Annotated in this window: 26 protein-coding genes; 12 read left to right on the top strand and 14 right to left on the bottom strand. The window is 76.2% G+C overall.

Annotation, left to right across the window (positions count from 1 at the left end):
* Nucleotides 1–70 precede the first annotated feature (70 nt).
* Complete coding sequence (locus BLQ97_RS09380) at nucleotides 71–385, top strand: DUF4190 domain-containing protein (RefSeq protein WP_091365815.1); 315 nt, start codon at nucleotides 71–73, stop codon at nucleotides 383–385.
* 19 nt (nucleotides 386–404) lie between these two features.
* Here the strand turns inward: BLQ97_RS09380 and BLQ97_RS09375 are convergent, their stop codons facing one another.
* The 3 genes from BLQ97_RS09375 to BLQ97_RS09365 form a co-directional block, all read right to left on the bottom strand.
* Entirely contained in the window at nucleotides 405–1,358 is a 954-nt protein-coding gene (locus tag BLQ97_RS09375; protein ID WP_091365367.1) for an HpcH/HpaI aldolase/citrate lyase family protein, read from the bottom strand.
* Between the two features lie 77 nt (nucleotides 1,359–1,435).
* The gene (locus BLQ97_RS09370; RefSeq protein ID WP_245692009.1) at nucleotides 1,436–2,371 is read right to left on the bottom strand and encodes a DMT family transporter; all 936 of its coding nucleotides are present in this window, start codon (nucleotides 2,369–2,371) and stop codon (nucleotides 1,436–1,438) included.
* On the bottom strand, nucleotides 2,368–3,234 hold the full coding sequence (locus BLQ97_RS09365) for a PhzF family phenazine biosynthesis protein (RefSeq protein WP_091365364.1): 867 nt from the start codon (nucleotides 3,232–3,234) through the stop codon (nucleotides 2,368–2,370). Before BLQ97_RS09365 ends, BLQ97_RS09370 begins: the two co-directional genes overlap by 4 nt.
* 23 nt (nucleotides 3,235–3,257) lie before the next feature.
* Here BLQ97_RS09365 and BLQ97_RS09360 point away from each other — a divergent pair, with 23 nt between their 5' ends.
* Together BLQ97_RS09360 and BLQ97_RS09355 are read left to right on the top strand one after the other, a co-directional pair.
* Nucleotides 3,258–4,496, top strand: a complete 1,239-nt coding sequence (locus tag BLQ97_RS09360; protein WP_091365362.1) for a magnesium transporter MgtE N-terminal domain-containing protein — start codon at nucleotides 3,258–3,260, stop codon at nucleotides 4,494–4,496.
* Nucleotides 4,489–5,031, top strand: a complete 543-nt coding sequence (locus tag BLQ97_RS09355) for a DUF1003 domain-containing protein (protein WP_091365360.1) — start codon at nucleotides 4,489–4,491, stop codon at nucleotides 5,029–5,031. The genes BLQ97_RS09360 and BLQ97_RS09355 overlap by 8 nt, the downstream gene beginning before the upstream one ends.
* 16 nt (nucleotides 5,032–5,047) lie before the next feature.
* On the opposite strand, the gene BLQ97_RS09350 is transcribed toward BLQ97_RS09355, so the two are convergent.
* Nucleotides 5,048–5,518 carry a DUF4188 domain-containing protein gene (locus tag BLQ97_RS09350; protein WP_091365358.1) on the bottom strand — a complete coding sequence of 157 codons (471 nt, stop codon included), beginning with the start codon at nucleotides 5,516–5,518 and terminating at the stop codon, nucleotides 5,048–5,050.
* A gap of 73 nt (nucleotides 5,519–5,591) precedes the next feature.
* Here BLQ97_RS09350 and BLQ97_RS09345 point away from each other — a divergent pair, with 73 nt between their 5' ends.
* Nucleotides 5,592–6,215 carry a MerR family transcriptional regulator gene (locus tag BLQ97_RS09345; RefSeq protein ID WP_091365356.1) on the top strand — a complete coding sequence of 208 codons (624 nt, stop codon included), beginning with the start codon at nucleotides 5,592–5,594 and terminating at the stop codon, nucleotides 6,213–6,215.
* On the opposite strand, the gene BLQ97_RS09340 is transcribed toward BLQ97_RS09345, so the two are convergent.
* Entirely contained in the window at nucleotides 6,205–6,522 is a 318-nt protein-coding gene (locus BLQ97_RS09340; protein WP_091365355.1) for an AzlD domain-containing protein, read from the bottom strand. The genes BLQ97_RS09345 and BLQ97_RS09340 overlap by 11 nt on opposite strands.
* Nucleotides 6,519–7,208, bottom strand: a complete 690-nt coding sequence (locus BLQ97_RS09335) for an AzlC family ABC transporter permease (protein ID WP_091365353.1) — start codon at nucleotides 7,206–7,208, stop codon at nucleotides 6,519–6,521. Before BLQ97_RS09335 ends, BLQ97_RS09340 begins: the two co-directional genes overlap by 4 nt.
* 219 nt (nucleotides 7,209–7,427) lie before the next feature.
* Between BLQ97_RS09335 and BLQ97_RS09330 the strand changes: the two genes are divergently transcribed.
* On the top strand, nucleotides 7,428–8,588 hold the full coding sequence (locus tag BLQ97_RS09330) for an Mrp/NBP35 family ATP-binding protein (RefSeq protein WP_091365351.1): 1,161 nt from the start codon (nucleotides 7,428–7,430) through the stop codon (nucleotides 8,586–8,588).
* A 457-nt stretch (nucleotides 8,589–9,045) separates the two neighbouring features.
* Here BLQ97_RS09330 and BLQ97_RS09325 read toward each other — a convergent pair whose 3' ends face one another.
* The 4 genes from BLQ97_RS09325 to sigE all read right to left on the bottom strand — a co-directional run bounded on the left by BLQ97_RS09325 (nucleotide 9,046) and on the right by sigE (nucleotide 12,306).
* The gene (locus BLQ97_RS09325) at nucleotides 9,046–9,423 is read right to left on the bottom strand and encodes a twin-arginine translocase TatA/TatE family subunit (protein WP_091365349.1); all 378 of its coding nucleotides are present in this window, start codon (nucleotides 9,421–9,423) and stop codon (nucleotides 9,046–9,048) included.
* Nucleotides 9,424–9,471: 48 nt separating this feature from the next.
* Nucleotides 9,472–11,055 (bottom strand): S1C family serine protease, encoded by a 1,584-nt coding sequence (locus BLQ97_RS24195; RefSeq protein ID WP_091365347.1) that lies wholly within the window; start codon nucleotides 11,053–11,055, stop codon nucleotides 9,472–9,474.
* 70 nt (nucleotides 11,056–11,125) lie between these two features.
* Nucleotides 11,126–11,713, bottom strand: a complete 588-nt coding sequence (locus BLQ97_RS09315; protein WP_091365345.1) for an anti-sigma factor family protein — start codon at nucleotides 11,711–11,713, stop codon at nucleotides 11,126–11,128.
* Nucleotides 11,710–12,306, bottom strand: coding sequence for an RNA polymerase sigma factor SigE (gene sigE, locus BLQ97_RS09310; RefSeq protein ID WP_169064573.1), 597 nt, complete (start codon nucleotides 12,304–12,306; stop codon nucleotides 11,710–11,712). Before sigE ends, BLQ97_RS09315 begins: the two co-directional genes overlap by 4 nt.
* A 191-nt stretch (nucleotides 12,307–12,497) precedes the next feature.
* Here sigE and BLQ97_RS09305 point away from each other — a divergent pair, with 191 nt between their 5' ends.
* Nucleotides 12,498–13,151 carry an O-methyltransferase gene (locus BLQ97_RS09305; protein WP_091365343.1) on the top strand — a complete coding sequence of 218 codons (654 nt, stop codon included), beginning with the start codon at nucleotides 12,498–12,500 and terminating at the stop codon, nucleotides 13,149–13,151.
* On the opposite strand, the gene BLQ97_RS09300 is transcribed toward BLQ97_RS09305, so the two are convergent.
* Both BLQ97_RS09300 and glgC read right to left on the bottom strand, forming a co-directional pair.
* On the bottom strand, nucleotides 13,148–13,708 hold the full coding sequence (locus BLQ97_RS09300) for a 2'-5' RNA ligase family protein (protein ID WP_091365341.1): 561 nt from the start codon (nucleotides 13,706–13,708) through the stop codon (nucleotides 13,148–13,150). The genes BLQ97_RS09305 and BLQ97_RS09300 overlap by 4 nt on opposite strands.
* Nucleotides 13,701–14,921 carry a glucose-1-phosphate adenylyltransferase gene (gene glgC, locus BLQ97_RS09295; RefSeq protein WP_091365813.1) on the bottom strand — a complete coding sequence of 407 codons (1,221 nt, stop codon included), beginning with the start codon at nucleotides 14,919–14,921 and terminating at the stop codon, nucleotides 13,701–13,703. The genes BLQ97_RS09300 and glgC overlap by 8 nt, the downstream gene beginning before the upstream one ends.
* 72 nt (nucleotides 14,922–14,993) lie before the next feature.
* On the opposite strand from glgC, the gene glgA reads away from it, so the two are divergent.
* From glgA to BLQ97_RS09270, 5 genes are all read left to right on the top strand, one after another.
* Complete coding sequence (gene glgA / locus BLQ97_RS09290) at nucleotides 14,994–16,166, top strand: glycogen synthase (RefSeq protein WP_091365339.1); 1,173 nt, start codon at nucleotides 14,994–14,996, stop codon at nucleotides 16,164–16,166.
* 34 nt (nucleotides 16,167–16,200) lie between these two features.
* Nucleotides 16,201–17,409, top strand: a complete 1,209-nt coding sequence (locus tag BLQ97_RS09285) for a PP2C family protein-serine/threonine phosphatase (RefSeq protein WP_245692007.1) — start codon at nucleotides 16,201–16,203, stop codon at nucleotides 17,407–17,409.
* 41 nt (nucleotides 17,410–17,450) lie between these two features.
* Nucleotides 17,451–18,509, top strand: a complete 1,059-nt coding sequence (locus BLQ97_RS09280) for a hypothetical protein (RefSeq protein WP_091365336.1) — start codon at nucleotides 17,451–17,453, stop codon at nucleotides 18,507–18,509.
* A 40-nt stretch (nucleotides 18,510–18,549) separates the two neighbouring features.
* Entirely contained in the window at nucleotides 18,550–19,284 is a 735-nt protein-coding gene (locus BLQ97_RS09275) for a GAF domain-containing protein (protein WP_175471652.1), read from the top strand.
* Nucleotides 19,285–19,353: 69 nt separating this feature from the next.
* Complete coding sequence (locus tag BLQ97_RS09270) at nucleotides 19,354–20,469, top strand: spore photoproduct lyase family protein (protein WP_217637113.1); 1,116 nt, start codon at nucleotides 19,354–19,356, stop codon at nucleotides 20,467–20,469.
* Nucleotides 20,470–20,478: 9 nt separating this feature from the next.
* Here BLQ97_RS09270 and BLQ97_RS09265 read toward each other — a convergent pair whose 3' ends face one another.
* Nucleotides 20,479–21,153, bottom strand: coding sequence for a DUF6766 family protein (locus BLQ97_RS09265; protein WP_091365332.1), 675 nt, complete (start codon nucleotides 21,151–21,153; stop codon nucleotides 20,479–20,481).
* A 94-nt stretch (nucleotides 21,154–21,247) separates the two neighbouring features.
* On the bottom strand, nucleotides 21,248–21,631 hold the full coding sequence (locus tag BLQ97_RS09260) for a hypothetical protein (RefSeq protein ID WP_091365329.1): 384 nt from the start codon (nucleotides 21,629–21,631) through the stop codon (nucleotides 21,248–21,250).
* Nucleotides 21,632–21,747: 116 nt separating this feature from the next.
* Here BLQ97_RS09260 and BLQ97_RS09255 point away from each other — a divergent pair, with 116 nt between their 5' ends.
* The gene (locus BLQ97_RS09255) at nucleotides 21,748–23,250 is read left to right on the top strand and encodes a phytoene desaturase family protein (RefSeq protein ID WP_091365327.1); all 1,503 of its coding nucleotides are present in this window, start codon (nucleotides 21,748–21,750) and stop codon (nucleotides 23,248–23,250) included.
* Nucleotides 23,251–23,261: the final 11 nt, after the last annotated feature.

Genomic DNA, 23,261 nt, shown 5'->3' with positions numbered 1-23,261 from the left:
CGTGGTCGCGCGCCCGCGCCGGGGACCCCGCGCCCTCTACGGTGCCGCTGGCAGCACCGAGGAGGACGCGATGAGCAGCAGCCAGGACCCGTCCGGGTACGGGAGCGCGCAGGCCTACGGCCCACCGCCACCGGGCTGGCCGCCCTACCGGCGGCCCACGAACACCCTGGCGATCCTCGCGCTGGTCTTCGCCTTCGTCGCCTCGCCGGCGGGCCTGGTGCTCGGCATCCTGGCCCGCCGGCAGATCCGGCAGACCGGCGAGGAGGGCGACGGCCTGGCACTGGCCGGGATCGTCATCGGCGGCATCGGTACCGCCCTGGCCGTGCTGGGCGTCGTCGTCGCGATCGTCGTCGTCGCCACCGTGGGCGCGTCCTTCGCCCCCTGACCCCGGCGCGCCGGGCCCCCTAGTCCTCGGGCGGGGTGAACGACGAGGTGCGGCTCATCCCGGCGGCGCGGCCCTTGCCGGCGATGACCAGCGCCATCTTGCGGCTGGCCTCGTCGATCATCTCGTCGCCGAGCATCGCCGAGCCCTTCGCGCCGCCGGCCTCCGACGTGGACCAGTCGTAGGCGTCGAGGATGAGCTCCGCGTGGTCGTAGTCGGCCTGCGACGGCGCGTAGATCTCGTTGGCGGCGTCGATCTGGCCCGGGTGCAGCACCCACTTGCCGTCGAACCCGAGGACGGCGGAGCGCTTGGCCACCTCGCGGAAGGCGTCGACGTCGCGCACCTGCAGGAAGGGGCCGTCGATGGCCTGCACGCCGCGGGCGCGGGCGGCCATGAGGATCTGCATGAGGATGTAGTGGAACGGGTCGCCCGGGTAGTCCGGGTGCAGGGCGCCGACCACGAGCGACTTCATGTTGATGCTGGCCATGAAGTCGGCCGGGCCGAAGATGATCGTCTCGATCCGCGGGCTGGCGAACGCGATGTCGTTGACGTTGATCAGGCCCTGCGCGGTCTCGATCTGCGCCTCGATGCCGATCCGCCCGACCGGCAGGCCGTTGGCCTTCTCGACCTGCGTGAGCAGCAGGTCCAGCGCCGCCACCTGGGCGGCGTCGGCGACCTTCGGCAGCATGATGCAGTCGAGCTCGGCGCCGGCGCCCTCGACCACCTCGATCACGTCGCGGTGGGTCCACTCCGTCGTCCAGTCGTTCACGCGGACGGTGCGGATCTTCTCGCCCCAGCCGCCCTCGTTGAGGGCCGCGACGATGTTCTTGCGGGCGCCGGGCTTGGCCAGCGGCGCGCAGGCGTCCTCGAGGTCGAGGAAGACCTGGTCGGCCGGCAGCCCCTTGGCCTTCTCCAGGAACCGCGGGTTGCTGCCCGGCACGGCGAGGTTGGAACGACGGGATCGGAGCTCGGCCACGGATGCCTCCGTCGGGGTGGTGGGGTGGGTGGACGACTCAGCGGGTGGGGTCTTCGGCTACCGGAGGGTAACGACGCTCACGTGGCGGGCTCGACCGGCGTCGGCGGCCGGGCGGCCCGCACCACCAGCGCCACCCCCGCGACGACGGCGACCATGCCGGGCAGCGCCAGCAGCGGCGGCGTCTGGCCCAGCAGCACCAGCGCCACGAGCAGCGCGCCGGGCACCTCGAGCAGCACGGCCAGGCCGACGACGGTGGGCCCCACGCCGGCGAGCACCAGGTTGAGCAGCGTGTGCCCGAACAGCTGCGCGCAGACGGTGATCGCGGCGATGAGCAGCCAGTCGCGGGTGCTGAACCCGGCCAGCGGCGTCGTCGTCACCAGGGCCGCCACGGCCAGGGTGAGCGCGCAGGTGGAGTAGCAGACGACGGAGTAGGCCGAGGTCGCCAGCCGGGTGCGCGCCCGCGCGCCGGCCAGCATGTAGCCGCCGGCGCAGACCGCGCCCAGCAGCGCCAGCCCGTCACCGGCCAGCGCGTCCAGGCTGACGGTGACGTCGACCCCGGCGATCAGCGCGACGCCGACCACCGCGAGCACCAGCCCCCACCAGACCTGCGCGGGCAGCCGCACGCCGGAGACCCGCGCGGCCAGCGCCGTCCAGATCGGCGTGGTGGTGACCAGCGCGGTGGAGGCGGCGACGCTGGTCATCGACAGGCTCGGCAGCCAGGCGGCGAAGTGGGCGGCGAGGAACAGGCCGGCGGCCACCGAGCTGCCCAGCTGCCGCGGCCGCAGCCCGGTGAGCGTGGCGCGCTCCCGGCCGAGCAGCACCGGCACGAGCAGCGCGGCGCCGGCGGCGTTGCGCCAGAAGGCGATGGCGAGGAACGACGTGGTCACCAGGGCGGTGAGCGGCCCGGAGAAGGAGACGCCGACGACGGCGACCGCCATGAGCGCGAGGTCGCGGCCCTCCGGCCGGTGCACCGCCCACGGGGACGGCGCGACGGCGGCCTGCCCCGAGCTCACCCCGGGACCCGGATGCGGCCCGCGGCCACCGGCACCACCGCGCCGGCCACCGTGGCCCCGGTGGCCCGGCCTCCGTCGGCGGTGACCGTGCACGCGAGCACCGAGGGCCGGCCCATGGCCTCGCCCTGGCGCACCGTGTAGGACGACGTCCCGTCGGGCGCGACCAGCCCGGTGGCCACCAGCCAGACGCCGGCGCCCAGCGCGGCCGACCCGGTGGCGGGGTCCTCGCCCCAGCGCAGGTCGTTCGCGAAGACGCGGGCGTACGCGGTGGCGCCGTCCCACGACAGCACCGAGACGCCCTCCCCCACCCCGAGCCCGGCCAGCGCGGCGGGGTCGGGCACGGCGCGGTCGACGACGTCGGGGTGCACGGCGAGGAAGGCGAAGGGCAGGCCGCACCCGGCGACGTGCGCGGGCGGCCCGGCGACGTCGGCCGCCGACAGCCCCAGGCCCTCGGCCAGCGCCACCGGGTCGGGACCGTCCTCCAGCGTCGGCCGCCCGCCGGTCAGCGTGGCGCCGTCCTCGGTGACGTCGATCGGCAGGACGCCGGCGCCGCACTCCTGGTGCAGCCTGCCCGCGGGGAGCCGGCCGGTGCGGACGAGGGTGTGCGCGGCACCCACGCTCGGGTGTCCGGCGAACGGCAGCTCGGCGTAGGGGGTGAAGATCCGGACCCGGTAGGAGGCGCCGGGCTCGGTGGGCGCGCAGAGGAACGACGTCTCCGACAGCGCGAACTCGTCGGCCAGCGCCTGGCACTGCGCGGTGGTCAGGTCGTCGGCGTCGAACACCACCGCGAGCGGGTTGCCGGCGAAGGCCCGCGCCGCGAAGACGTCGACGACCTCGTACTCCACGGAGGCGGGGGCGGCCACACCCCCGACGGTAGCCTCAGCCCGTGACGACGGTGACCAGGGCGTACGTCTCCCGGCTCGCCGGACTGCCCGTCTTCGACCCCAACGGCGACCGCGTGGGCCGCCTGCGCGACGTCGTCGTGGCGCTGCGCGTGGGCACCGCCTGCCCGCGGGTGCTGGGCCTGGTGGTGGAGGTCGTCGCCCGCCGGCGGATCTTCGTGCCGATGGGCCGGGTGACCAGCATCGACCCGGGTGCGGTGGTGCTCGGGTCGGGCACGCTCAACCTGAAGCGGTTCGAGCAGCGGCGCGGCGAGACGCTGGTGCTGGGCGAGCTGCTCGACCGCACGGTGACCATCCGCGAGACCGGCCGCGGCGGCAGCGTCGTCGACGCCGGGATCGAGCAGACCCGCACCGGTGACTGGCAGGTCACCCGCCTCGCGGTCCAGGAGCCCGGCCGGATCGGCCGCCGCGGCCAGCTGCACCAGCTGGCCTGGGACGAGGTCGTCGGGCTGGGTCTGCCGGAGACCGGTCAGGGCGCCGAGACGCTGATCGCCACCTATCGCGAGCTCAACGCCGCCGACCTCGCCCACGCGCTGCAGGACCTGCCGATCAAGCGGCGCCACGAGGTGGCCGAGGCGCTCGACGACGAGCGGCTGGCCGACGTCCTCGGCGAGCTGCCGGAGGCCGAGCAGATCACCATCCTCGGCACGCTGGAGGAGGCACGGGCCGCCGACGTCCTCGAGGAGATGGACCCCGACGACGCCGCCGACCTGCTCGCCGAGCTGTCCAACGTCGACCGCAACCGGCTGCTCGAGCTGATGGAGCCGGACGAGGCCGAGCCGGTCCGCCAGCTGCTGCAGTACACCGAGGACACCGCCGGCGGCCTCATGACCAGCGAGCCGGTGATCCTCACCCCCGACGCCACCATCGCCGAGGCGCTCGCCCGGGTGCGCGAGCCCGAGCTCACCCCCGCGCTGGCCAGCCAGGTCTACGTCTGCCGGCCGCCGTCGGCCACGCCCACCGGGCGCTACCTGGGCCTCGCGCACATCCAGCGGCTGCTGCGGGAGCCACCCTCCTCGCTGGTCAGCGGGGTGCTCGACGACCTCGAGCCGCTGCACCCCGACACGCCGCTGGCGGAGGTCACCCACTACTTCGCCACCTACAACCTCGTCGCCGCGCCGGTCGTCGACGAGCAGGGCCGGCTGGTGGGCGCGGTGAGCGTCGACGACGTCCTGGACCACCTGCTCCCCGAGGACTGGCGCGAGCGGGCCCGCCGTGGCTGACGGGCGGCGGCTCGACGTCCCCCGCGGCTCGGCCCGCGGCCTCGGCAGCTACCTGCGGCTGGACCCCGACGCGGTCGGCCGGTTCGCCGAGGGGATCGCCCGGTTCCTCGGCACCGGCCGCTTCCTCGCCGTGCAGACGATCATCGTGGTGGTCTGGATCGTGCTCAACGTCGCCGCCGTCCGGCTGCGCTGGGACCCCTACCCCTTCATCCTGCTCAACCTGGCCTTCTCCACCCAGGCCGCCTACGCCGCGCCGCTGATCCTGCTGGCGCAGAACCGGCAGGCCGACCGCGACCGCGTGCAGGCCGAGGAGGACCGCGCCCGCGCCGCGCAGACCCGCGCCGACACCGAGTACGTGGCCCGCGAGCTGGCCGCCCTGCGGGTGGCGATCGGTGAGCTGGCCACCCGCGACTTCATCCGCGGGGAGCTGACCCGGCTGGCCGGCGACGAGGCGGAGGAGGCCGACAAGCGCGAGCGCAAGCGCCGCAAGCAGGCCGAGCGCGCCGAGCGGGAGCGGCGCGAGTCCGTCGGCTGAGGCGGGCCGCGTCCCCTCAGCTCGCGAGCCGGTCGGCGGCGCGGTCGAGCCGGCCGCCCACCGGCCGGGCGGTGGTCGCCGCGGCCAGCCCGGTGGGCGGCATGTCGACGTACACCGTCTCGGCGCGGGCCACCTGGTAGGTCTCGTGCCACACGCCGACGGCGCCGGGGACGCGGCGGGCGCGCTGGTTGAACGCCGTCCAGGCCGGCCGGTGGGCGGCGTCCCGGTCGGCGGCGTAGCGGTAGAGGTCCTCGGGGCTGCGCCAGTACTGCACCAGCACCGGGCCGCGCCAGGCCAGGGCGGTCCGGAAGCCGAGGAGGCCGGAGTCGGGGTCGCGCGCCAGCTCCTGCAGCATCGGGCCCATCGCGGCCATCGTGGGCAGCCACGCGTCGGGGCGGGTGAACCGGTTGATGCGCATCCCGATGAGGAACACGGTCAGGTCCCCCTCGTGCGCGTGGGTCCAGCGTCCACGGGCGGTGCGGGCCATGACGTCCTCCTGGTTGGATAGCAGTGGTACCCAAGATTAGACACCGCGACTATCCAACGTCCAGGGGGGCGGCGTGCAGATCTCCGAGCTGTCCCAGCGGTCCGGGGTGCCGCTGGCGACCGTGAAGTACTACCTGCGCGAGGGGCTGCTGCCGCCCGGCGAGGCGACGTCGCGGACCCGCGCCCGCTACGGCGAGGAGCACCTCGCCCGGCTGCGCCTGGTGCGCGCGCTGCTCGGGCCAGGCGGCCTGTCGGTGGCGCGGGCGCGGGAGGTGCTGGCCGCCGTCGACACGCCGGGGATCCCGGTGCACGCCGCGCTCGGGGTCGCGCACGGGGCCCTGCCGGGCGTCGGCGCGGACGACGCGCCCGACCTCACCGGGGCGCAGACCCACCTGCGGCGCTGGGGGTGGCAGGTGTCCGAGGAGTCCCCGGCGCTGGTCGCCCTGGCCCGCGCGCTGGCCGCGCTGCGCTCGGCCGGGTCCCCGGCACCCGACGCGCTGCTCGACCGCTACGCCGAGGCCGCCCGCCGGATCGGCGAGCAGGACGTCGCCGAGGTGCCGGCCGACTCGCTGGCCGAGGCCGTGCACTTCGTCGTCGTGCACACCGTGCTGCTCGAGCCCGTGCTGCTGGCGCTGCGCCGGCTGGCCCAGGAGGACGCCTCCTGCCGCCGCTTCGGCCCCACCCCGGTCAGCCGGTGAGGACGTGCACCAGCGCGCCGGTGACCCCGGCCAGCACCAGCACCACGATGAACGGCGCCCGCAGCGCCAGGGCCAGCGCGGCCACGGCCAGCCCGGCGAGCCGGCCGTCGACGATCAGTTCCCGGCCGGAGGTGAGCGCCTGCACCGCGACGAGCGCGGCCAGCAGCGCCGCGGGGACGAAGGTGACCACGCGCGTGACCCACGGCCGCTGCACCCAGGCCGCGGGCACCGACAACCCGGCCAGCTTGAGCAGGTAGCAGCCGAGCGAGGCGACCAGCACCACCGCCCACAGCGTCCCCGGGCTCACGCCGCGCCCTCCCGGGGCCGGCCGGCGAGGGCCACGGCGACCACCGCGGCCACCACCTGCACGCCCGGCGGCACGAACGGGGTGAGCAGCAGCGCGACGGCCGCGCCGCCCAGCGCGACCCGCCGCGCGACGGCGGGCTCCTCGGCGCCGGCGCGCAGCCGCGGCCACAGCAGCGCCAGGAAGGCGGCCGGGACGACGGCGTCCAGCGCGGCCTGCGCGGTCTCCCCGAGCGCCGCCGCCCCGAGGGCACCGACCAGGGTGGTGGCGTTCCAGACGACGTAGATGGTGGCCCCGCCGGTGAGGAAGCCCAGCCGGGCCAGCCCGCGGTCGGGCGCGGCCACGGCCAGCGCCGTCGTCTCGTCGATGACCCAGTGCGCGGTGCCCAGCCGGCGCGGCAGCCCGCGCGGCGCCAGCAGCGGCGCGAGGCGGACCCCGTAGACGGTGTTGCGGGTGCCCAGCAGCAGCGCGCTGCCGATCGCGGCCGGCCCGCCCCCGCCGGCACCGAGCACGCCGACCATCGCGAACTGGGAGGCCCCGGTGAACATCAGCAGCGACGTCACCAGCGCCTGCCAGGGGTCGAGGCCCGCGGCGTCGGCGGCCGCGCCGAAGGCCACCCCGTAGAGGCCGACGGCGACCCCGAGACCGACCGCGTCGCGCAGGACGGCGGTGCGGGCGGGGCGGGACACGGCGCCCGACGCTACCGACCGGTGCCCGGCCCGCCGTCGCCCCGGGGAAGCGACGCGCGCGTCCGGGCGTTCGACCAGGCAGGACTGCGCAGCACATCACCCCTGAGCCCGGCGGCACCCCGTGCCGACCGCCGTACAGTGGCAGGTGACCCGGGCAGCAGGACGCCGCGCGCGGCGGGCCGCCGCCGGGTCCCCCCGTCGAAGGAGACACACGCACCCATGTCCGACACGCTGACCGGCTCGCCGGCGCTCGACGCCGTCAACGCCGCTCTGGCCACCGTCCAGGACCCCGAGATCAACCGCCCGTTGACCGACCTCGGCATGGTCAAGGACGTGCAGATCGGCGTCGGTGGCGACCCGGGCGCCGTGCGCGTCGAGGTCTACCTCACCGTGGCCGGCTGCCCCATGCGCGAGACGATCACCAACCGGGTCACCACCGCGGTGTCCGCCGTCCCCGGCGTGACCTCGGTCCAGGTGGGCCTCGACGTGATGAGCGACGAGCAGCGCGCGGAGCTGCGCAAGACCGTGCGCGGCACCGACACCGCCGAGCCGGTCATCCCCTTCGCCCAGCCCGGCTCGCTGACCCGCGTCTACGCGGTGGCCTCCGGCAAGGGCGGTGTCGGCAAGTCGTCGGTCACGGTGAACCTGGCCGCGGCGCTGGCCAAGCGGGGCCTGTCGGTCGGTGTCGTGGACGCCGACATCTACGGCCACTCGGTGCCCCGCATGCTCGGTGTCGAGGACAAGCCCACGCAGGTCGACAACATGATCATGCCGCCGCAGTCGATGGGCGTGAAGGTCATCTCGATCGGCATGTTCACCCCGGGCAACACCCCGGTCGTGTGGCGCGGCCCGATGCTGCACCGCGCGCTGCAGCAGTTCCTCGCCGACGTGTGGTGGGGCGACCTCGACGTCCTGCTGCTCGACCTGCCGCCCGGCACCGGCGACGTGGCGATCTCGATCGCCCAGCTGCTGCCGAACGCCGAGATCCTCGTGGTGACCACCCCGCAGCAGGCCGCCGCCGAGGTGGCCGAGCGGGCCGGCGCGATCGCCACCCAGACCCACCAGCAGGTGGTCGGCGTCATCGAGAACATGTCGTGGCTGGAGCTGCCCGACGGCTCCCGCATGGAGGTCTTCGGGGCCGGCGGCGGTCAGACGGTGTCCGACGCGCTGACCCGCACGCTGGGCGCGCCGGTGCCGCTGCTGGGCCAGATCCCGCTCGACACCCGCCTGCGCGAGGCCGGCGACGCCGGTGCGCCGATCGTGCTCGCCGAGCCCGGGTCGGCGGCCGCCCAGGCGCTCTCCGCGGTGGCCGACTCGCTCGCCGTCCGCTCCCGCGGGCTGTCGGGCCGGTCGCTGGGGCTCACCCCCGTCCGCCGCTGACCCCCTGACGCCGAACGGCCCGGTCCCCCTCGGGGGGCCGGGCCGTTCCGCGTTGACAGCTCACGCCGGCGGGATGTGACAGGTCAGGGTCACCCGGCCGTTGGTCGTGACGACGACGCGCTCGTCACCCACGGCTCCGGTGTCGCTGTAGCAGGACGCGGAACCGACGTAGGTCCTGGTCGGTGCCGGGACTCCCTCGGGGAGCTGCCCGAAGCAGGTGACGTCGAGACCGCCCGACTCCGCCGATCACCGTGGCCCTGGCCGTCCGACTCGCCATCTCGACCTCCCCGCGATCCGTGTGAGGAGGCTGCCGGTCCGCTCCGGTCGTCGCCAGGGCACTAGTCCCCTGTGGACCGTCGCGGCCGGGTCACCGCAGGACTGACGGTGGTGGGCGTCCTCGGCCTCGTCACCGACGGTCCGGGCGTGAGGGCTCCGGACCGGGGGTCCCGGGCAGCTGCTAGGTCGCGTCGACGTCGAAGGGCGGCGGGGTGGCGCGGTCGCGGGGCCGGGCGCCGGCGGGCTTCACCAGGCTGGCCGCCGTGGCCCCGGAGGCGCTGCCGCGGCGCACCGGCGGGGCGTCGAACTCGTCCTCGAACAGCTGGGCCCGGATGAACGTCTTCGGGTGGTACCTGCGCAGGTCGAGGTCGCGCAGGCCGGCCAGCTCGTCACCCAGGGACTCGTCGACCTGCGCCCGCACCCCGGTCAGCGCCGCGCGCACCCGCTTGAGCCCGCTCGCGGCGTCCTTCGCCAGGGTGGGCAGCCGCTCGGGGCCGAAGATGAACAGCGCGGCGAGGGCGAGGACGACGATCTCGCCCCAGCCGATCGAGTCGAACACGCGCCCTCCCCCTCTGCCGTCGGTCCTCCAGCGTAGGTGCCCGCCGGGCTAGGCCTGGTCGAGCGTGGCCTGCACCGTGGTGGACGACCCGCCGCGGACCAGCTCCAGCGTGACGACGTCGCCCGGCCGGTGGGAGTCGACGGCGACGACCAGCTCCTCGGAGCTGCCGACCGGCTGGTCGTCGACCCGGATCACCACGTCCTGCTCCTGGACGCCGGCCTCGGCCGCGGCGCTGCCCGGCTCGACGTTGAGCACCAGCGCGCCGTTGCGGGCGCCGTCGGTGACCGAGCGGGTGCTGACCCCGAGCGAGGCGTGCACCGCGCTGCCGGTGGCGATGAGCTGCTCGGCGATGTCGCGGGCGGTGTCGATGGGGATCGCGAAGCCCAGGCCGACGCTGCCGCCGCCGAGGGAGGCGATCGCGGTGTTGATGCCGATGACCGCGCCGGTGGCGTCGACCAGCGCGCCGCCGGAGTTGCCCGGGTTGATCGGCGCGTCGGTCTGCACGGCGCTGATGACGGCGTTGGTGTCGCTGCCCTCCCCCGCCAGCCGCACCGGCCGGTCGAGGGCGCTGACGATGCCGCTGGTCACCGTGCCCGCCAGGCCCAGCGGCGAGCCGATGGCCACCACGGGGTCGCCGACCACGACGTCGTCGGCGCTGCCCAGGGAGGCGGTCACCAGCCCGGGCCGCTCCACCTTGACGACGGCGACGTCGCTGGCCGGGTCGCGGCCGACGATGCGGGCCTCGGACCCGGTGCCGTCGCTGAACACCGCGCGGATCTCCGCCCCCTCGACGCCGTCGGCGCCGGAGACGACGTGGTTGTTGGTGACGATGTAGCCGCCCTCGCCGTCGACGACGACGCCGGACCCGGTGGCCCCCGCCTCCCCGATGCGCACCTCGATCGACACGACGGCCGGGGCGACGTCCGCGGCGATGTCGGACACCGAGCCGGGCTCGCGGGTGACCGCGTCGTCGGTCTCCGACAGCGTGGTCCCGGGCGCCAGCAGCGGCGTCTCGGACGCCTCGCGGGTCAGCAGGTAGCCGACCCCGCCGCCGAGCGCGCCGGCCAGCAGCACCGCCAGCACGACCAGGGCCGCCACGCGCACCGACAGGTCGCGCAGCCGCAGCCTGCGGCGGCCCCGGCGGTCGACGACGACCGGGCCCTCCTGCTCGGACTCCTCGGCGAACACCGCCGGGCCGGTGAGGCCGGCCGGGGCGTGCGGGTCGCGCCAGGGGTCGCTGCGCGCGTCGGGCTTCCACCACGGCCCGGCCGAGGTGCGCCGCCGGCCGGGCCGGCCACCGGGGGGTTCCTGCAACCCGGCCTGCCCGGCCGGCGCGCGGAAGGCGCGCAGCACGGCCTCCGGCGGTGGGGGCAGGACCGGCCGCGGCGGCGGGGCGGGCCGCTCGCCGGGGAAGCTCCCGGCGACGGTCGCCGGCCGGCCGAAGGCGGCCTGCTGCGCCGGGTCGGCCGGCGGCGGGGGTGCGACGGCGGCCCGGGTGCGCTCCGGCGGGTCGAAGGAGCCGGTGGCGCCGGTGGGCCGGGCGAACGCCGCGGCGTCGGTGCCGTCGGGGGTGCGGTCGCCGGTGCTCCCGGCGTCGGTGTCCTCGGGCTCCCGGGGATCAGGGGACGTCACGGGTACAGGGTCCTCCCCGGACCGGACGGGGTGCGGCAGCGCGCCGGGCGGCGGCCGCCCGGGCCACCGGTCAGGGCGTGCCGCCCTGCGCGGTGGCGTCGGTCGACGACGGGCCGGTGAGCGTGCGGACCACCGGCGGGACGACCTCGGTGCGCTCCTCGGGCGCGGACGGGCCGGCCACCGACGCCGGCGGCGAGCCGGTCCCGGCGGTGCCCGCGTCGGGCAGGTTGACCGCCAGGACGGCGACCCCGAGGCCCAGGCCGGCCAGGGTGCCGGCGACCCCGCGGCGCAGCCAGCGGGCCTGGTGCGGCGCGGCCGAGCGCTGCGGCGGGTCGTCGAGGGAGACGGTCCACCGCCCGGAGGAGCCGGTGACGATCAGCTGGCCGGGGCCGGCGGTGACCGAGCCCAGCCCGCCGCCACCGGGCACGTCGGCGGTGAAGGGGATGGCGCACAGCCGCGAGAGCAGGTCGCCGGGGACGGCGACGTCGGCCGCGGCGTGCAGCGCGTCCTTGGCCTCCCGCTGGGCCTGCACCGCCATCCGGCACTCCCAGCAGCCGGCGAGGTGCCGGGCGGCGCGCGCGGCCGGGCCGCTGGCCAGCTCGCCGTCGACCAGCGCGGCGATGGCCTCCTGCGCCAGGTGGCTCTCCGGCAGGCTCATGCACCGGCCCCCGGTGCCGCGGCCCCGCGCGGGGCGAGGTGGGCGAGGGCCTGGCGCAGCTGCACGCGGCCGCGGTGGATGCGGCTGCGGACGGTGCCGAGCTTGATGCCGAGGGTCGCCGCGATCTCCTCGTAGGTCAGGCCCTCGATGTCGCAGAGGACGACGGCCACGCGGAACTCCGGCGACAGCGCGTCGAGCGCCGCCTGCACCTGCGGGTCGAGGTGGGTGTCGGCGTACACCTGCTCGGGGCTCGGCGCGGTGCCCGGCAGCCGCTCGGTGTCCTCGGGGAGCGCGTCGAACCGGATCCGCTGCCGGCGGCGGACCATGTCGAGGAAGAGGTTGGTGGTGATCCGGTGCAGCCAGCCCTCGAAGGTGCCCGGGGAGAAGTCGGCCAGCGAGCGGAACACCCGGACGAAGGTCTCCTGGGTGAGGTCCTCGGCGTCCTGGGCGTTGCCGGAGAGGCGGTAGGCGAGGCGGTAGACGCGGGCGGAGTGGTCGCGGACGACCTGCTCCCACGTCGGGGCGACCCACACCTCACCGGCGCCCGCGGCGGGCTGGTCGTCGGCGGACGGGGGGACGGTGGCCTCGGGCACGTCCCCAGTATCGCGGACGCGCACGCTCCCGACCTCCCCCGGAGCAGTGGCAGGGGAGACGGCGGCACGCTGGGGTGTCACACCGCGTCAACGGACGACGAGGTGCCCGGTGTTCCCCGGTGCCGGCGTTCACAGGTCACTGCCAGGCTCGGGTCCCCGCCCGGGACCGTCACGGTCGGTAACCTCGCCCGGTGACGATCGCCGGGGGACCGCGCTCGGGCGACCCCGGCGCCGCGTGGGCCGACCGCTACGCCGCCGAGGACCCGGTGCTGTCCGCCGCCCGCAGCCGGGCCGCCGCGCTCGGCGGCGCGGACCCGGTGGAGCCCGCGGTCGGTGCGACGCTCGCCGTCCTCGCGGCGGGGGCCGGCGCCCGCGCGGTGGTGTCCATCGGCAGCGGCGGTGGGGTGGCCGGGCTCTGGCTGCTGCGGGGCATGCGCAGCGACGGCGTCCTCACCGTGCTGGACACCGACCCCGCCCAGCTGCGCGCCGCCCGCCAGTCGCTGGCCGACGCCGGCGTCCCGGCGGGGCGCACCCGGCTGATCTTCGGCACCGCGGCCGAGGTGCTGCCGCGGCTGTCCCCCGGCGCCTACGACCTGGTGGCCTGCGCCGGCCCGCCGACGGAGTACGCCGCGCACGTGGCCGCGCTGGTCGGGCTCGTCCGCGCCGGCGGCACGCTCACCTGCCACGGCCTGCTCGCCGGCGACCGGATCGGCGACCGCGCGGCCCGCGACCCCGACACCGTCGCGTGGCGGGAGCTGGCCCGCACCGTGCGCGAGGACGAGGAGCTCACCTCCGCCGTCCTGCCGATCGGCGCCGGCCTCCTGGTGGCCACCCGTCGGGGTTAGCCGAAGAGGTGCTCGGCCAGCGGCTCCCAGGGGCCGCCCAGGTAGCGCCACAGCCCCAGCCCGCGGGCGGGGACCGCGTGCGGGACGAACTCCGCCTCCAGCCGGTCGCGCAGCGCCCGGGCCCGCTCCGGCGGCACCTTGTTCTGCACCGTGACGTGCGCCGACAGCCGCTGGCGGTCCTGGCGGGTGAGCCACGGGTCGAACTCCGCGGCCAGGCCCGCGTGCAGCGCGGCGAGCTCCGGGGCGGCCAGCCGGTAGGCGACGCCGCGGCCGAGCAGCTGCAGGCCGGTCACCGCGACGTCGAACGGCGGTCGCGCTGCGGCGGCGGCCAGCGCGGCGTCGACGGCGGCCCGCTCCTCCCCCGGCAGCGCGTGGAACAGGGTGACGTGCGCGGCCAGGTGGTTGCGGTCGGCCGGGAAGTGCTCGGCCCGCAGCCGGTCGAAGCGCGCCTGCGCCTCGTCGCCCAGCAGGAGCGTCGCGACGAGTGGGGGGAGGACCCCGTCCCGCTCACCCCTCGTGAGCTCGGGGCGAGCCTCCGGACGGGGCCGTTCAGACAATCGCGCGGACGCCCTTGCCGAGGACGGCGACCCCGCCGGCGCTGACGTGGTAGTGCTCGCGGTCCGCCCCGGTGTCGACGCCGATGCGCGCCCACGGCGGGACGACGACGTTCTTGTCCAGGATCGCGCGGCGCACGTAGGCGCCCTCGCCGATCTGCACGCCGTCCATGAGCACGCTGTCCTCGACCCGCGCACCGCGGTCGACCCGCACGCCGGGGGAGACGACCGAGTTGTGCACCGAGCCGCCGCCGATGATGGCGCCGGCGCTGACCATCGACTCCTCGGCCCGGCCGCCCAGCACGAACTTCGCCGGCGGCTGCTGCGGCGGCAGGGTCAGGATCGGCCAGCGGTCGTTGTAGAGGTTGAAGATCGGGGTGACCGACACCAGGTCCATGTGCGCGTCGAAGTAGGAGTCGATCGTCCCCACGTCGCGCCAGTAGCCGTGGTCGCGCTCGGTGGCGCCGGGGACGATGTTGGTCGAGAAGTCGTAGACCCAGGCGTCGCCGGCCGAGGCGAGCATCGGCATGATCGACCCGCCCATGTCGTGCGCGGACTGCTCGTCCTCGGCGTCCGTGCGCAGGGCCTCGAGCAGGGCGTCGGTGGTGAACACGTAGTTGCCCATCGAGGCGAAGCTCTCCTCGGGCGAGTCCGGCAGCCCGGGCGGGTCGGCGGGCTTCTCCAGGAAGCCGCGCACCTTCCCGTCGGCGTCCGCGTCGATGACGCCGAACCCGGTCGCCTCGTGGCGCGGCACGCGCAGCCCGGCGATGGTCACCCCGGCACCGGTCTGCAGGTGCTGGTCGATCATCTGGCCCGGGTCCATCCGGTAGACGTGGTCGGCGCCGAAGACGACGACGATGTCGGGCCGCGCGTCGTAGATGAGGTTGAGGCTCTGCAGGATGGCGTCGGCGCTGCCGGTGTACCAGCGCGGGCCGAGCCGCTGCTGGGCCGGCACCGGGGTGACGTAGTTGCCGAGCAGGTTCGACATCCGCCACGTCGTGGTGATGTGCCGGTCGAGGCTGTGGCTCTTGTACTGCGTCAGGACCGCGATCTGCCGGATCTCGGCGTTGACCAGGTTGGACAGCACGAAGTCGATGAGCCGGTAGTTGCCGCCGAAGGGCACCGCCGGCTTCGCCCTGTCCTGGGTCAGGGGAGCGAGTCGCTTGCCCTCGCCACCAGCAAGGACGATGCCGAGCACCCGTGGACCGCCGCGCATGAGGGGAACGTAGCCGTTGTCGACGCCCCGCGTGACCTCACCCACCTCGGCCGGGGCCCCTAGGGTGATCTCGTGCGCATCGGGATCGTGACCCGCGAGTGGCCCCCGGACGTCTACGGCGGCGCCGGCGTGCACGTCGAGCACCTCGTCGCGGCGCTGCGGTCGCTGCCCGCGGGGCCGGACCTCGACGTGCACTGCTTCGGCGCCCCGCGCCCCGACGCGACCGCCTGGGCGGTGCCCCCGGGCCTGGCCGCGGCCAACGGCGCGCTGCAGGCGCTGGGCACCGACGTGGAGATGGCCGCGGCCCTCTCCGGGGTCGACCTGGTGCACAGCCACACCTGGTACGCCAACGGCGCCGGCCTGCTCGCCGGGCTGGTGCACGGCGTCCCGCACGTGGTGACGGCCCACTCGCTGGAGCCGCGGCGGCCGTGGAAGGCCGACCAGCTCGGCGGCGGCTACCGGCTGTCCTCGTGGGTGGAGCGCACCGCCTACCTCGCCGCGGACGCGGTCATCGCGGTCAGTCACGGCATGCGCGCCGACGTGCTCGACGCCTACCCCGACCTCGACCCCGCCCGGGTGCGGGTGGTCGGCAACGGCGTGGACGCCGAGGCCTACCGGCCCACGCCCGCGCCCGACGTCGTCCGCTCCCTCGGGGTGGACCCCGACCGCCCGTACGCGCTGTTCGTCGGGCGGATCACCCGGCAGAAGGGCGTCGTCCACCTGCTGCGGGCGGCCGAGCAGCTGCCCGCCGACGCCGGGCTGGTGCTGTGCGCCGGGGCCGCCGACACCCCGGCCGAGCGGCAGCAGGTCGCCGACGCGGTGGCCGAGCTGCAGGCCCGCCGGCCGGGCGTGGTCTGGATCGAGGCGATGCTGCCGCGCGAGCAGCTCGTGCCGCTGATCACCGGCGCGACGGTGTTCGTCGTCCCCTCGGTCTACGAGCCGCTCGGCATCGTCAACCTCGAAGCGGCGGCGTGCGGCACGGCGGTGGTCGCCAGTGCCGTCGGCGGGATCCCCGAGGTCGTCGCCGACGGCGTCACCGGCCTGCTGGTCCCCTACGACCCCGACGACGTCGCCGCGTTCGAGGCCGGCCTCGCCGCGCGGACCACCGAGCTGCTGCACGACCCGGCGCGGGCCGCGGCGATGGGCGCCGCCGGGCGGGAGCGGGTGCTGTCGGAGTTCGGCTGGCCGGCGATCGCCCAGCAGACGGTGCAGGTGTACTCGGCGGTGCTCGAGGCCCGCGGCTGACCGCACCCGGGGCCGGGTGGGAGGCTCTCCCGTCGTGGCCACCGAACCGATCCCGTCCGAGGAGGACCCGCTGCGGGCGCTGATCCGCGCCTCGCACCACCTCCCCGCCGACGGCGTCGGCGAGGCCGTCGCGGCGCAGGCCCGCCGCCTGGGCGTCCGCGACGCCGTCGTCTGGCTGGCCGACTACGCGCAGCACGAGCTGGTCCCGGTGCCCGGCCTCGGGGTGCCGGCCCGGCGAGTGCTGGTCGTCGACGGCACCGTGGCCGGGCGCTGCTTCCGCCGGGTGGAGCCGGTGCTCGTCCCGGCGACCGGCGGCCCGGCGACGCTGTGGCTGCCGCTGCTCGACGGCGCCGAGCGGATCGGCGTGCTGGAGCTCGTCCTCGCCGGGCAGCCGACACCGCGGCTGGAGGACGACGCGCGGTCGTTCGCCTCGCTGGTCGCCGAGCTGGTGGTCACCCGCGACGCCTACAGCGACGTCTTCGCCCGGCTGCGGCGGCGGCGGGAGCTCTCCCTGGCGGCCGAGATCCAGTGGGAGCTGCTGCCGCCGCTCACCTTCGCCGGCGACCGCGTCGTCATCACCGGCGCGCTCGAGCCGACGTACGAGATCGGCGGCGACACCTTCGACTACGCCGTCAACGGGTCGCTGGTGGACCTGGCGGTGCTCGACGCCGTGGGCCACGGCCTGCCCGCGGCGCTGCTGGCCACCGCGGCCGTCGGCGCCTACCGGCACGCCCGGCGCGGCGGGTCGGACCTCCCCGGCCTGGCCGCCGCGGTCGACGCCGTGGTGGCCGGGCAGTTCGACGGCAGCCGCTTCGCCACCGCGGTGATCGCCCGGCTCGACCTCGACACCGGGGTCCTGGAGTGGGTGAACTGCGGTCACCCCGACCCGCTGGTGGTCCGCGACGGCGCCCTCGTCCGCCCGCCGGCGTGCCCGCCGGCCCGCCCGCTCGGCCTGCTGGCGGGCCCGCCCGCGCCGTGCCGGCTGCTGCTGCGCCGGGGCGACCGGGTGCTGCTCCACACCGACGGTGTCGTCGAGGCCCGCTCCCCGGAGGGCGCGTTCTTCGGCGAGGAGCGGCTGGCCGACCTCGTCGTGCGCGCCGAGCTGGCCGGCGACCCGCCGCCGGAGACCATGCGCCGGCTGATGGGCAGCGTCATGGACCACCAGGCCGGCCGGCTGCAGGACGACGCCAGCATCGTGATGGTCGAGTGGCGCACCGGCCGGGAGAGGCAGCTCCGACCGTGACCGCGACCGCAGGGGCTCCCGCGCCGGACGGGGAGCCCGCCGTGGCCTCCGCCGCACCGCCCGACGTCGTCCTCGGGCTGGTCGCCGCACCGGGGGCCGCCGCCGAGGTGGCCGCCGACCTCGCCACCGACGTGACCGGCGCGCTGCGGGAGCGGTACCCCGACGTCGTCTGGGACGTGCGCGTGGTCGAGGACGGCCTGGTGCAGCCGCCGGCCGACGACGCCGAGATCGTCGCCGCGGCCCGCGACCGTCTCCTCGCCGAGGAGTGGGACCTGGCCCTCGTCGTCACCGACCTGCCGCTGACCGTCGACCGCCGCACCGTGGTGGCGCACGCCAGCCCGGTGCACGGCGTGGCGGTGCTCTCGCTGCCCGCGGTCGGCGCGGTCGGCCGCCGGCGGCGGGCGCTGCAGACGTCGCTGGGCCTCGTGCACGCCCTGCTCGGCGAGGACGAGACCGGCGACGGCGACCCGGAGGCACTGCGCCGGCGGGTGCGGGAGCTCGCCACCGACCCCGCGGAGTCGGCCGAGGGCGTCCGGTTCACCGCCCGGGTGCTCACCGGCAACCTGCGGCTGCTGGTCGGCATGGTGCGGGCCAACCGGCCGTGGCGGCTGACCATCCAGCTCTCCCGCGCGCTGACGGCGGCCATCGCCGCCGGGGTGTTCGCGCTGGTCACCGCCGACATCTGGCGGCTGGCCGACCGCTTCGGCCTGCTGCGGCTGTCGGTCGTGGGCCTGGGCTCGGTGGTGGCCATCTGCGTCACGCTCGTCGTCGGCGCCCAGCTGTGGGAGCGCACCCGCTCGCGCCGCGTGCGCAAGCAGGTGGCGCTGTTCAACCTCGCCACGGTCGCCACCGTGGTCATCGGCGTGCTCACGCTCTACGCGGCGCTGTTCACCCTGGCGCTCGGCGGGGCGCTGCTGCTCGTCCCCGACGCGCTGTTCACCGAGGGTCTCGGGCACCCCGCGGCCCTCGGCGACTACCTGGAGCTGGCCTGGCTGACCAGCTCGCTGGCCACCGTCGGCGGCGCGCTGGGCGCGGGGCTGGAGTCCGACGAGGCGGTCCGCGGGGCGGCCTACACGCACCGCCCCGACCGGAGCACCTGACCGGCCGCCCCTGTTCCGCGAGCGCGGGGGAGCATGGGGCATGACCATCGCGACCCGGTTCGCCGCGGCACTCGACGACGTGACCGCGGGCGGCCCGGCCGGCGCGGAGCTGCTGCCCCAGCGGCTCGCCCGCGCCAGCGCCGCCACCCTCGGTGTCGACGGGGCCGGGTTGTCCGTGGTCGACGTCGCCGGACGGCGGATCCCGCTGGGGTCGAGCAGCCCGGACGCCGCGTGCGCCGAGCGGCTGCAGTTCACCACAGGCACCGGGCCGTGCCTGGAGGCGCAGCGGACCCGGCAGCCGGTGTTCGCCGTCCACGCCGACCTGCACCGCCGGTGGCCGCCCTTCGCCGAGCTGCTCACCGCCGAGACGCCGTTCCGGGCGGCGGTGGCCCTGCCGCTGCGCGAGGACCTCGCCGGCGCCGGCGCGCTGGACCTCTACTTCACCGACGAGACGGCGGTCCCCGCGCTCGACGTCTTCGCCGCCGTCGCGGTGGGCGAGCTGGTCACCGCCGCGCTCACCGAGGCCGCCGTCTGGTCGGACTGGCCGGCCGAGCGCGGGCCCGACTGGCTGCACGGCCCGGAGGCGGTGCGCCGCGCGTCGGTGCTGCGGGCGGCCGGCCGGGCGGGGCTGGCGCTGGACACCGACGCGGGCACCGCGCTGACCCTGCTGCGCAGCGCCGCCTACGCCGCGGGGCGCTCGGTGGAGGAGCTCGCCGAGGACCTCGAGAGCGGCCGGCTGCAGATCGAGGACGTCGTCCCGCCGCGCTCCGCCTGAGCTCCCCCTGTGACCGTTCCCGCAGGTCGGGGCGGGAATCGGGGCGTCCCGGGCAGCGCTGTGCCCAGCGTGGCAGCCGCACCCCCGCCGTCCGCCGTCCCGACTGCGCCCGCCCCGGTCCCCTCCCCCACCCGCCTGCTCGACGTCCGCACCGTCTACGCCGAGCCGGCCGCCCTGGACTCCGCCCGCGGCCGCGAGGTGCTCGCCCGCTTCCCCGGCGCCGAGGTGGTCGAGGTGTCCTCGCACTGGAAGATCCCGGAGCTGCACGGCAACGAGGGCAACGTCGACCGCTGGGTGCGGGTGAAGACCGAGACGCTGGTGCTCGGCGTCAAGAAGTCGCTGACCGCCCGGGCGAACGGCCGGTCGGCCGACTGGATCGCGCCCTCGACGGCGAACGGGTGCGCGATGGCCTGCGCATATTGTTATGTACCGCGGCAGAAGGGCTACGCCAACCCGATCACGGTGTTCACCAACATCGAGCAGATCACCGGGTACCTGCGCCGGCACGTCGCCCGGCAGGGCGTCAAGGCCGAGCCCGACCAGGTCGACCCCGTCAGCTGGGTCTACGACATCGGCGAGAACAGCGACTGCTCGGTCGACGCGCTGGTCAGCGACAACGTCGCCGACCTCGTCGCCACCTTCCGCGGGCTGCCCACGGCCAAGGCGTCGTTCGCGACCAAGTACGTCAACCGGCAACTGCTCGACCTCGACCCGCAGGGCCGCACCCGCATCCGGTTCTCGCTCATGCCCGACGCCGACTCCCGCGTCGTCGACGTGCGCACCAGCCGGGTCGCCGAGCGCATCGACGCCGTCGACGACTTCGTCGAGGCCGGCTACGAGGTGCACCTCAACCTCTCGCCGGTGGTGCTGCGCGAGGGGTGGGAGGCCGACTGGGCGCAGCTGCTGCGGCAGCTCGACGACACCCTCTCCCCCGCCGCCAAGGCCCAGGCGGCCGCCGAGGTGATCCTGCTGACCCACAACCGGGACCTGCACCAGGTCAACCTCGGCTGGCACCCGAAGGCCGAGGACCTGCTGTGGCGGCCGGACCTGCAGCAGCCCAAGCGCAGCCAGAACGGCCAGTGGAACGTGCGCTACCGCAACGACGTCAAGCGGGCCGGCGTCGATCGGCTGCGGGCGCTCGTCGCCGCCCACGCCCCCTGGCTGCGCATCCGCTACGCGTTCTGAGAGAGGACCTCACCCGGTCTCGCCGGTGTCCCCGTGTGGCGCGCCGACCGGCTTGGACTCCGGCGACCCCCGTTGGCGCAGGTAGACGGCGAACACCGCCATGGAGCCGACGGCGAGCATCTCCGACTGCCAGTTCTGGAAGCTGCGGCTCCAGAAGTCGGCGCGGGCCAGGTAGCCGGCCCAGCTGACCGGGTCGGCGTGCGACTGCAGCTGCTCGCTGTTGTACGCCGTCCACCCGGCCACCGACGTCGCGACCCAGGTGAGCAGGAACAGTCCGCCCATCAGCAGCCCCAGGGACCGGGAGAACAGCGCTGCCCGCCAGCCACCGGCACGCACCCACGGCGGCGAGTCGCCCCGGGCGGAGGCACCCATCCGCTGGTCCTCGTCGGACTCCGTGCCCGTCTGGTCCGGCTCCTCGGACTCCGCCGAGCCGCGCTGCACCAGCCACACGGTCGCGAGGACGTAGAGGAAGAACTGCAGGTACTCCGACTGCCAGTTCTCCATGACGTCGACGGCGAACGACGACGAGGTCACGTAGTCGAGGAGCGGGACCGGGTCCAGCCCCTGGTCGAGACGCTGCTCGCTCTCCTCCGCCGCCCCGGCCACCGCCTGCCCGACCAGCGTGACGAGGAACAGCGCCCCGAAGGCCAGGCTCAGCCCGTTGTCCGCGACGCGGCGGAGCACCGGTCTCACCGCCCCAGCAACGCCAGCACGACGCAGTAGGCGACACCGCCGAGCACGGTCAGCAGGTAGGCCAGGAAGACGGCGCGGACGGAGTTCACGAGCCCTCCACCAGGCAGTCGTAGCGGTCCTCGTCCGAGTGCGCGCAGCCGGCCGCGGCGACCCGCCAGCCGTCGGTCGTCGCGGTGAGGAAGAGCGTGTCGTCGGTGAGCCGCACCTGGGCCTCGGTGCCCCACACCTGGGCGGACTCGACCCCGCCGGTCCCCAGCTGCAGGTCCTGCAGCGCCGTGGCGCAGCCGGCCGGCTCCTCGTGCTCGAGGCTCTCGACGGCGGCCCGGGTGAGGAGCTGACAGCGCACGGCCGGGTCACCGGCGGCGAAGTCCCCGGCCACCTCCTCGACCGCGGGCAGGTGGACGTCGGAGCACCCGGTGAGCAGCAGGACGGCGGCCGCGAGGACGGCCGCTGCCGTTCCGACGCGCATGCCGCCTCCTCCCGCCCGCGGCGCCGCTCGTGGGGTGATCGTGAGCCGGACGCAGGGGTCCCGCCAGTCGGCCGTCACCCGGTCGTGGCCCTGACCTGGGCACTACCGTGGGGGGCGTGGCGCGGGTCGTGGTGGTCGGCGCAGGACTCGGCGGCCTCGCGGCGGCCGCGCGGCTGTCGGCACTCGGGCACCGGGTCACCGTGCTGGAGCAGTCCGACGCCGTCGGCGGCAAACTCGGCTGGTACACCCGCGACGGCCACGCGTTCGACACCGGCCCGAGCCTGGTCACCCTCCCCCAGGTGCACCGCGACCTGTTCGACGCGACCGGCGGCCCGCTGGAGGACGCCGTCGACCTCGAGCGCCTCGACCCCGCCGTCGGCTACCGGTTCGGCGACGGCACCCGGCTGGCCGTGCCCGGGCACCTCGACGCGGTGCCCGCGGCGCTCGACGCCGCGCTGGGCGAGGGGGCCGGCGCGCAGTGGCGGGCGCTGCTCGACCGCGCCGAGGCGATGTGGGCGATCACCGAGCAGCCCTTCCTGCGCTCGCCGCTGCGCGGGGCGGCCACCCTCGCGCGGCTGGCCCGCGACCCCGTCGACGTCGGCACGGTGGCGCCCTGGCAGACGCTGCGCGGCCTGGGTGCCCGCTACCTGCGGGACCCGCGGCTGCGGGTGCTGCTCGACCGGTACGCCACCTACTCCGGGTCCGACCCCCGGCGGGCGCCGGCGGTGCTGGCCACCGTGCCCTACGTCGAGCAGGCGTTCGGCTCCTGGTACGTGCGCGGCGGGCTGCACCGGCTGGCGGAGGCGGTGGCCGAGCGGGCGCGCGAGCGGGGCGCGGAGATCCGCACCGGCACCCCGGTGCGGCGGGTGCTGCGCGACGGCGGGCGGGTGTCGGCGGTCGAGCTCGCCGACGGCGGGGAGATGACCGCCGACGTCGTCGTCTCCGGCGCCGACGCCACCGCGCTGTACGCCGGGCTGCTGCCGCCGTCGCGGCGGACGCGGGCGGTGCGGCGGGGACTGACCCGGGCGACGCCGTCGCTGTCGGGCTTCGTGCTGCTGCTGGCGCTGCGCGGGCGGACGCCGGGGCTGGCGCACCACACCGTCCTGTTCCCGGAGGACTACGACGCCGAGTTCGACGCCGTCTTCGGCACCGGCCGGCACCGCGGCGTACCGCGCCCGGTGCCCGACCCGACGGTCTACGTGAGTGCCCCCGACGACGCGGTGACCCGGCCCGACGACGACAGCGAGTCGTGGTTCGTGCTGGTCAACGCGCCGCGGCAGGACCCCGACGGCGGCGTCGACTGGGACACCCCCGGCCTGGCCGACCGCTACGCCACCCGGGTGCTGGAGGTGATGGCCGAACGCGGGCTCGACGTCCGCGACCGCGTGCGCTGGTGCGTCACCCGCACGCCGGCCGACCTCGCGCGGGAGACCGGCAGCGTCGGGGGCTCGATCTACGGCACCTCGAGCAACGGCGCCCGCGCGGCCTTCCTGCGGCCGGGCAACGCCGCGCCGGTGCGCGGGCTGTACCTGGTCGGCGGCTCGTCGCACCCCGGCGGCGGGCTGCCGCTGGTCGTCCTGTCGGCCGAGATCGTCGCGGGCCTCGTCGGCCCGGCCTGAGGACCGCGGTC

It is taken from the genome of Geodermatophilus telluris, from assembly GCF_900102745.1.
Lineage (GTDB): Bacteria > Actinomycetota > Actinomycetes > Mycobacteriales > Geodermatophilaceae > Geodermatophilus > Geodermatophilus telluris.
This window is presented reverse-complemented; position numbering and strand designations above follow the sequence as displayed.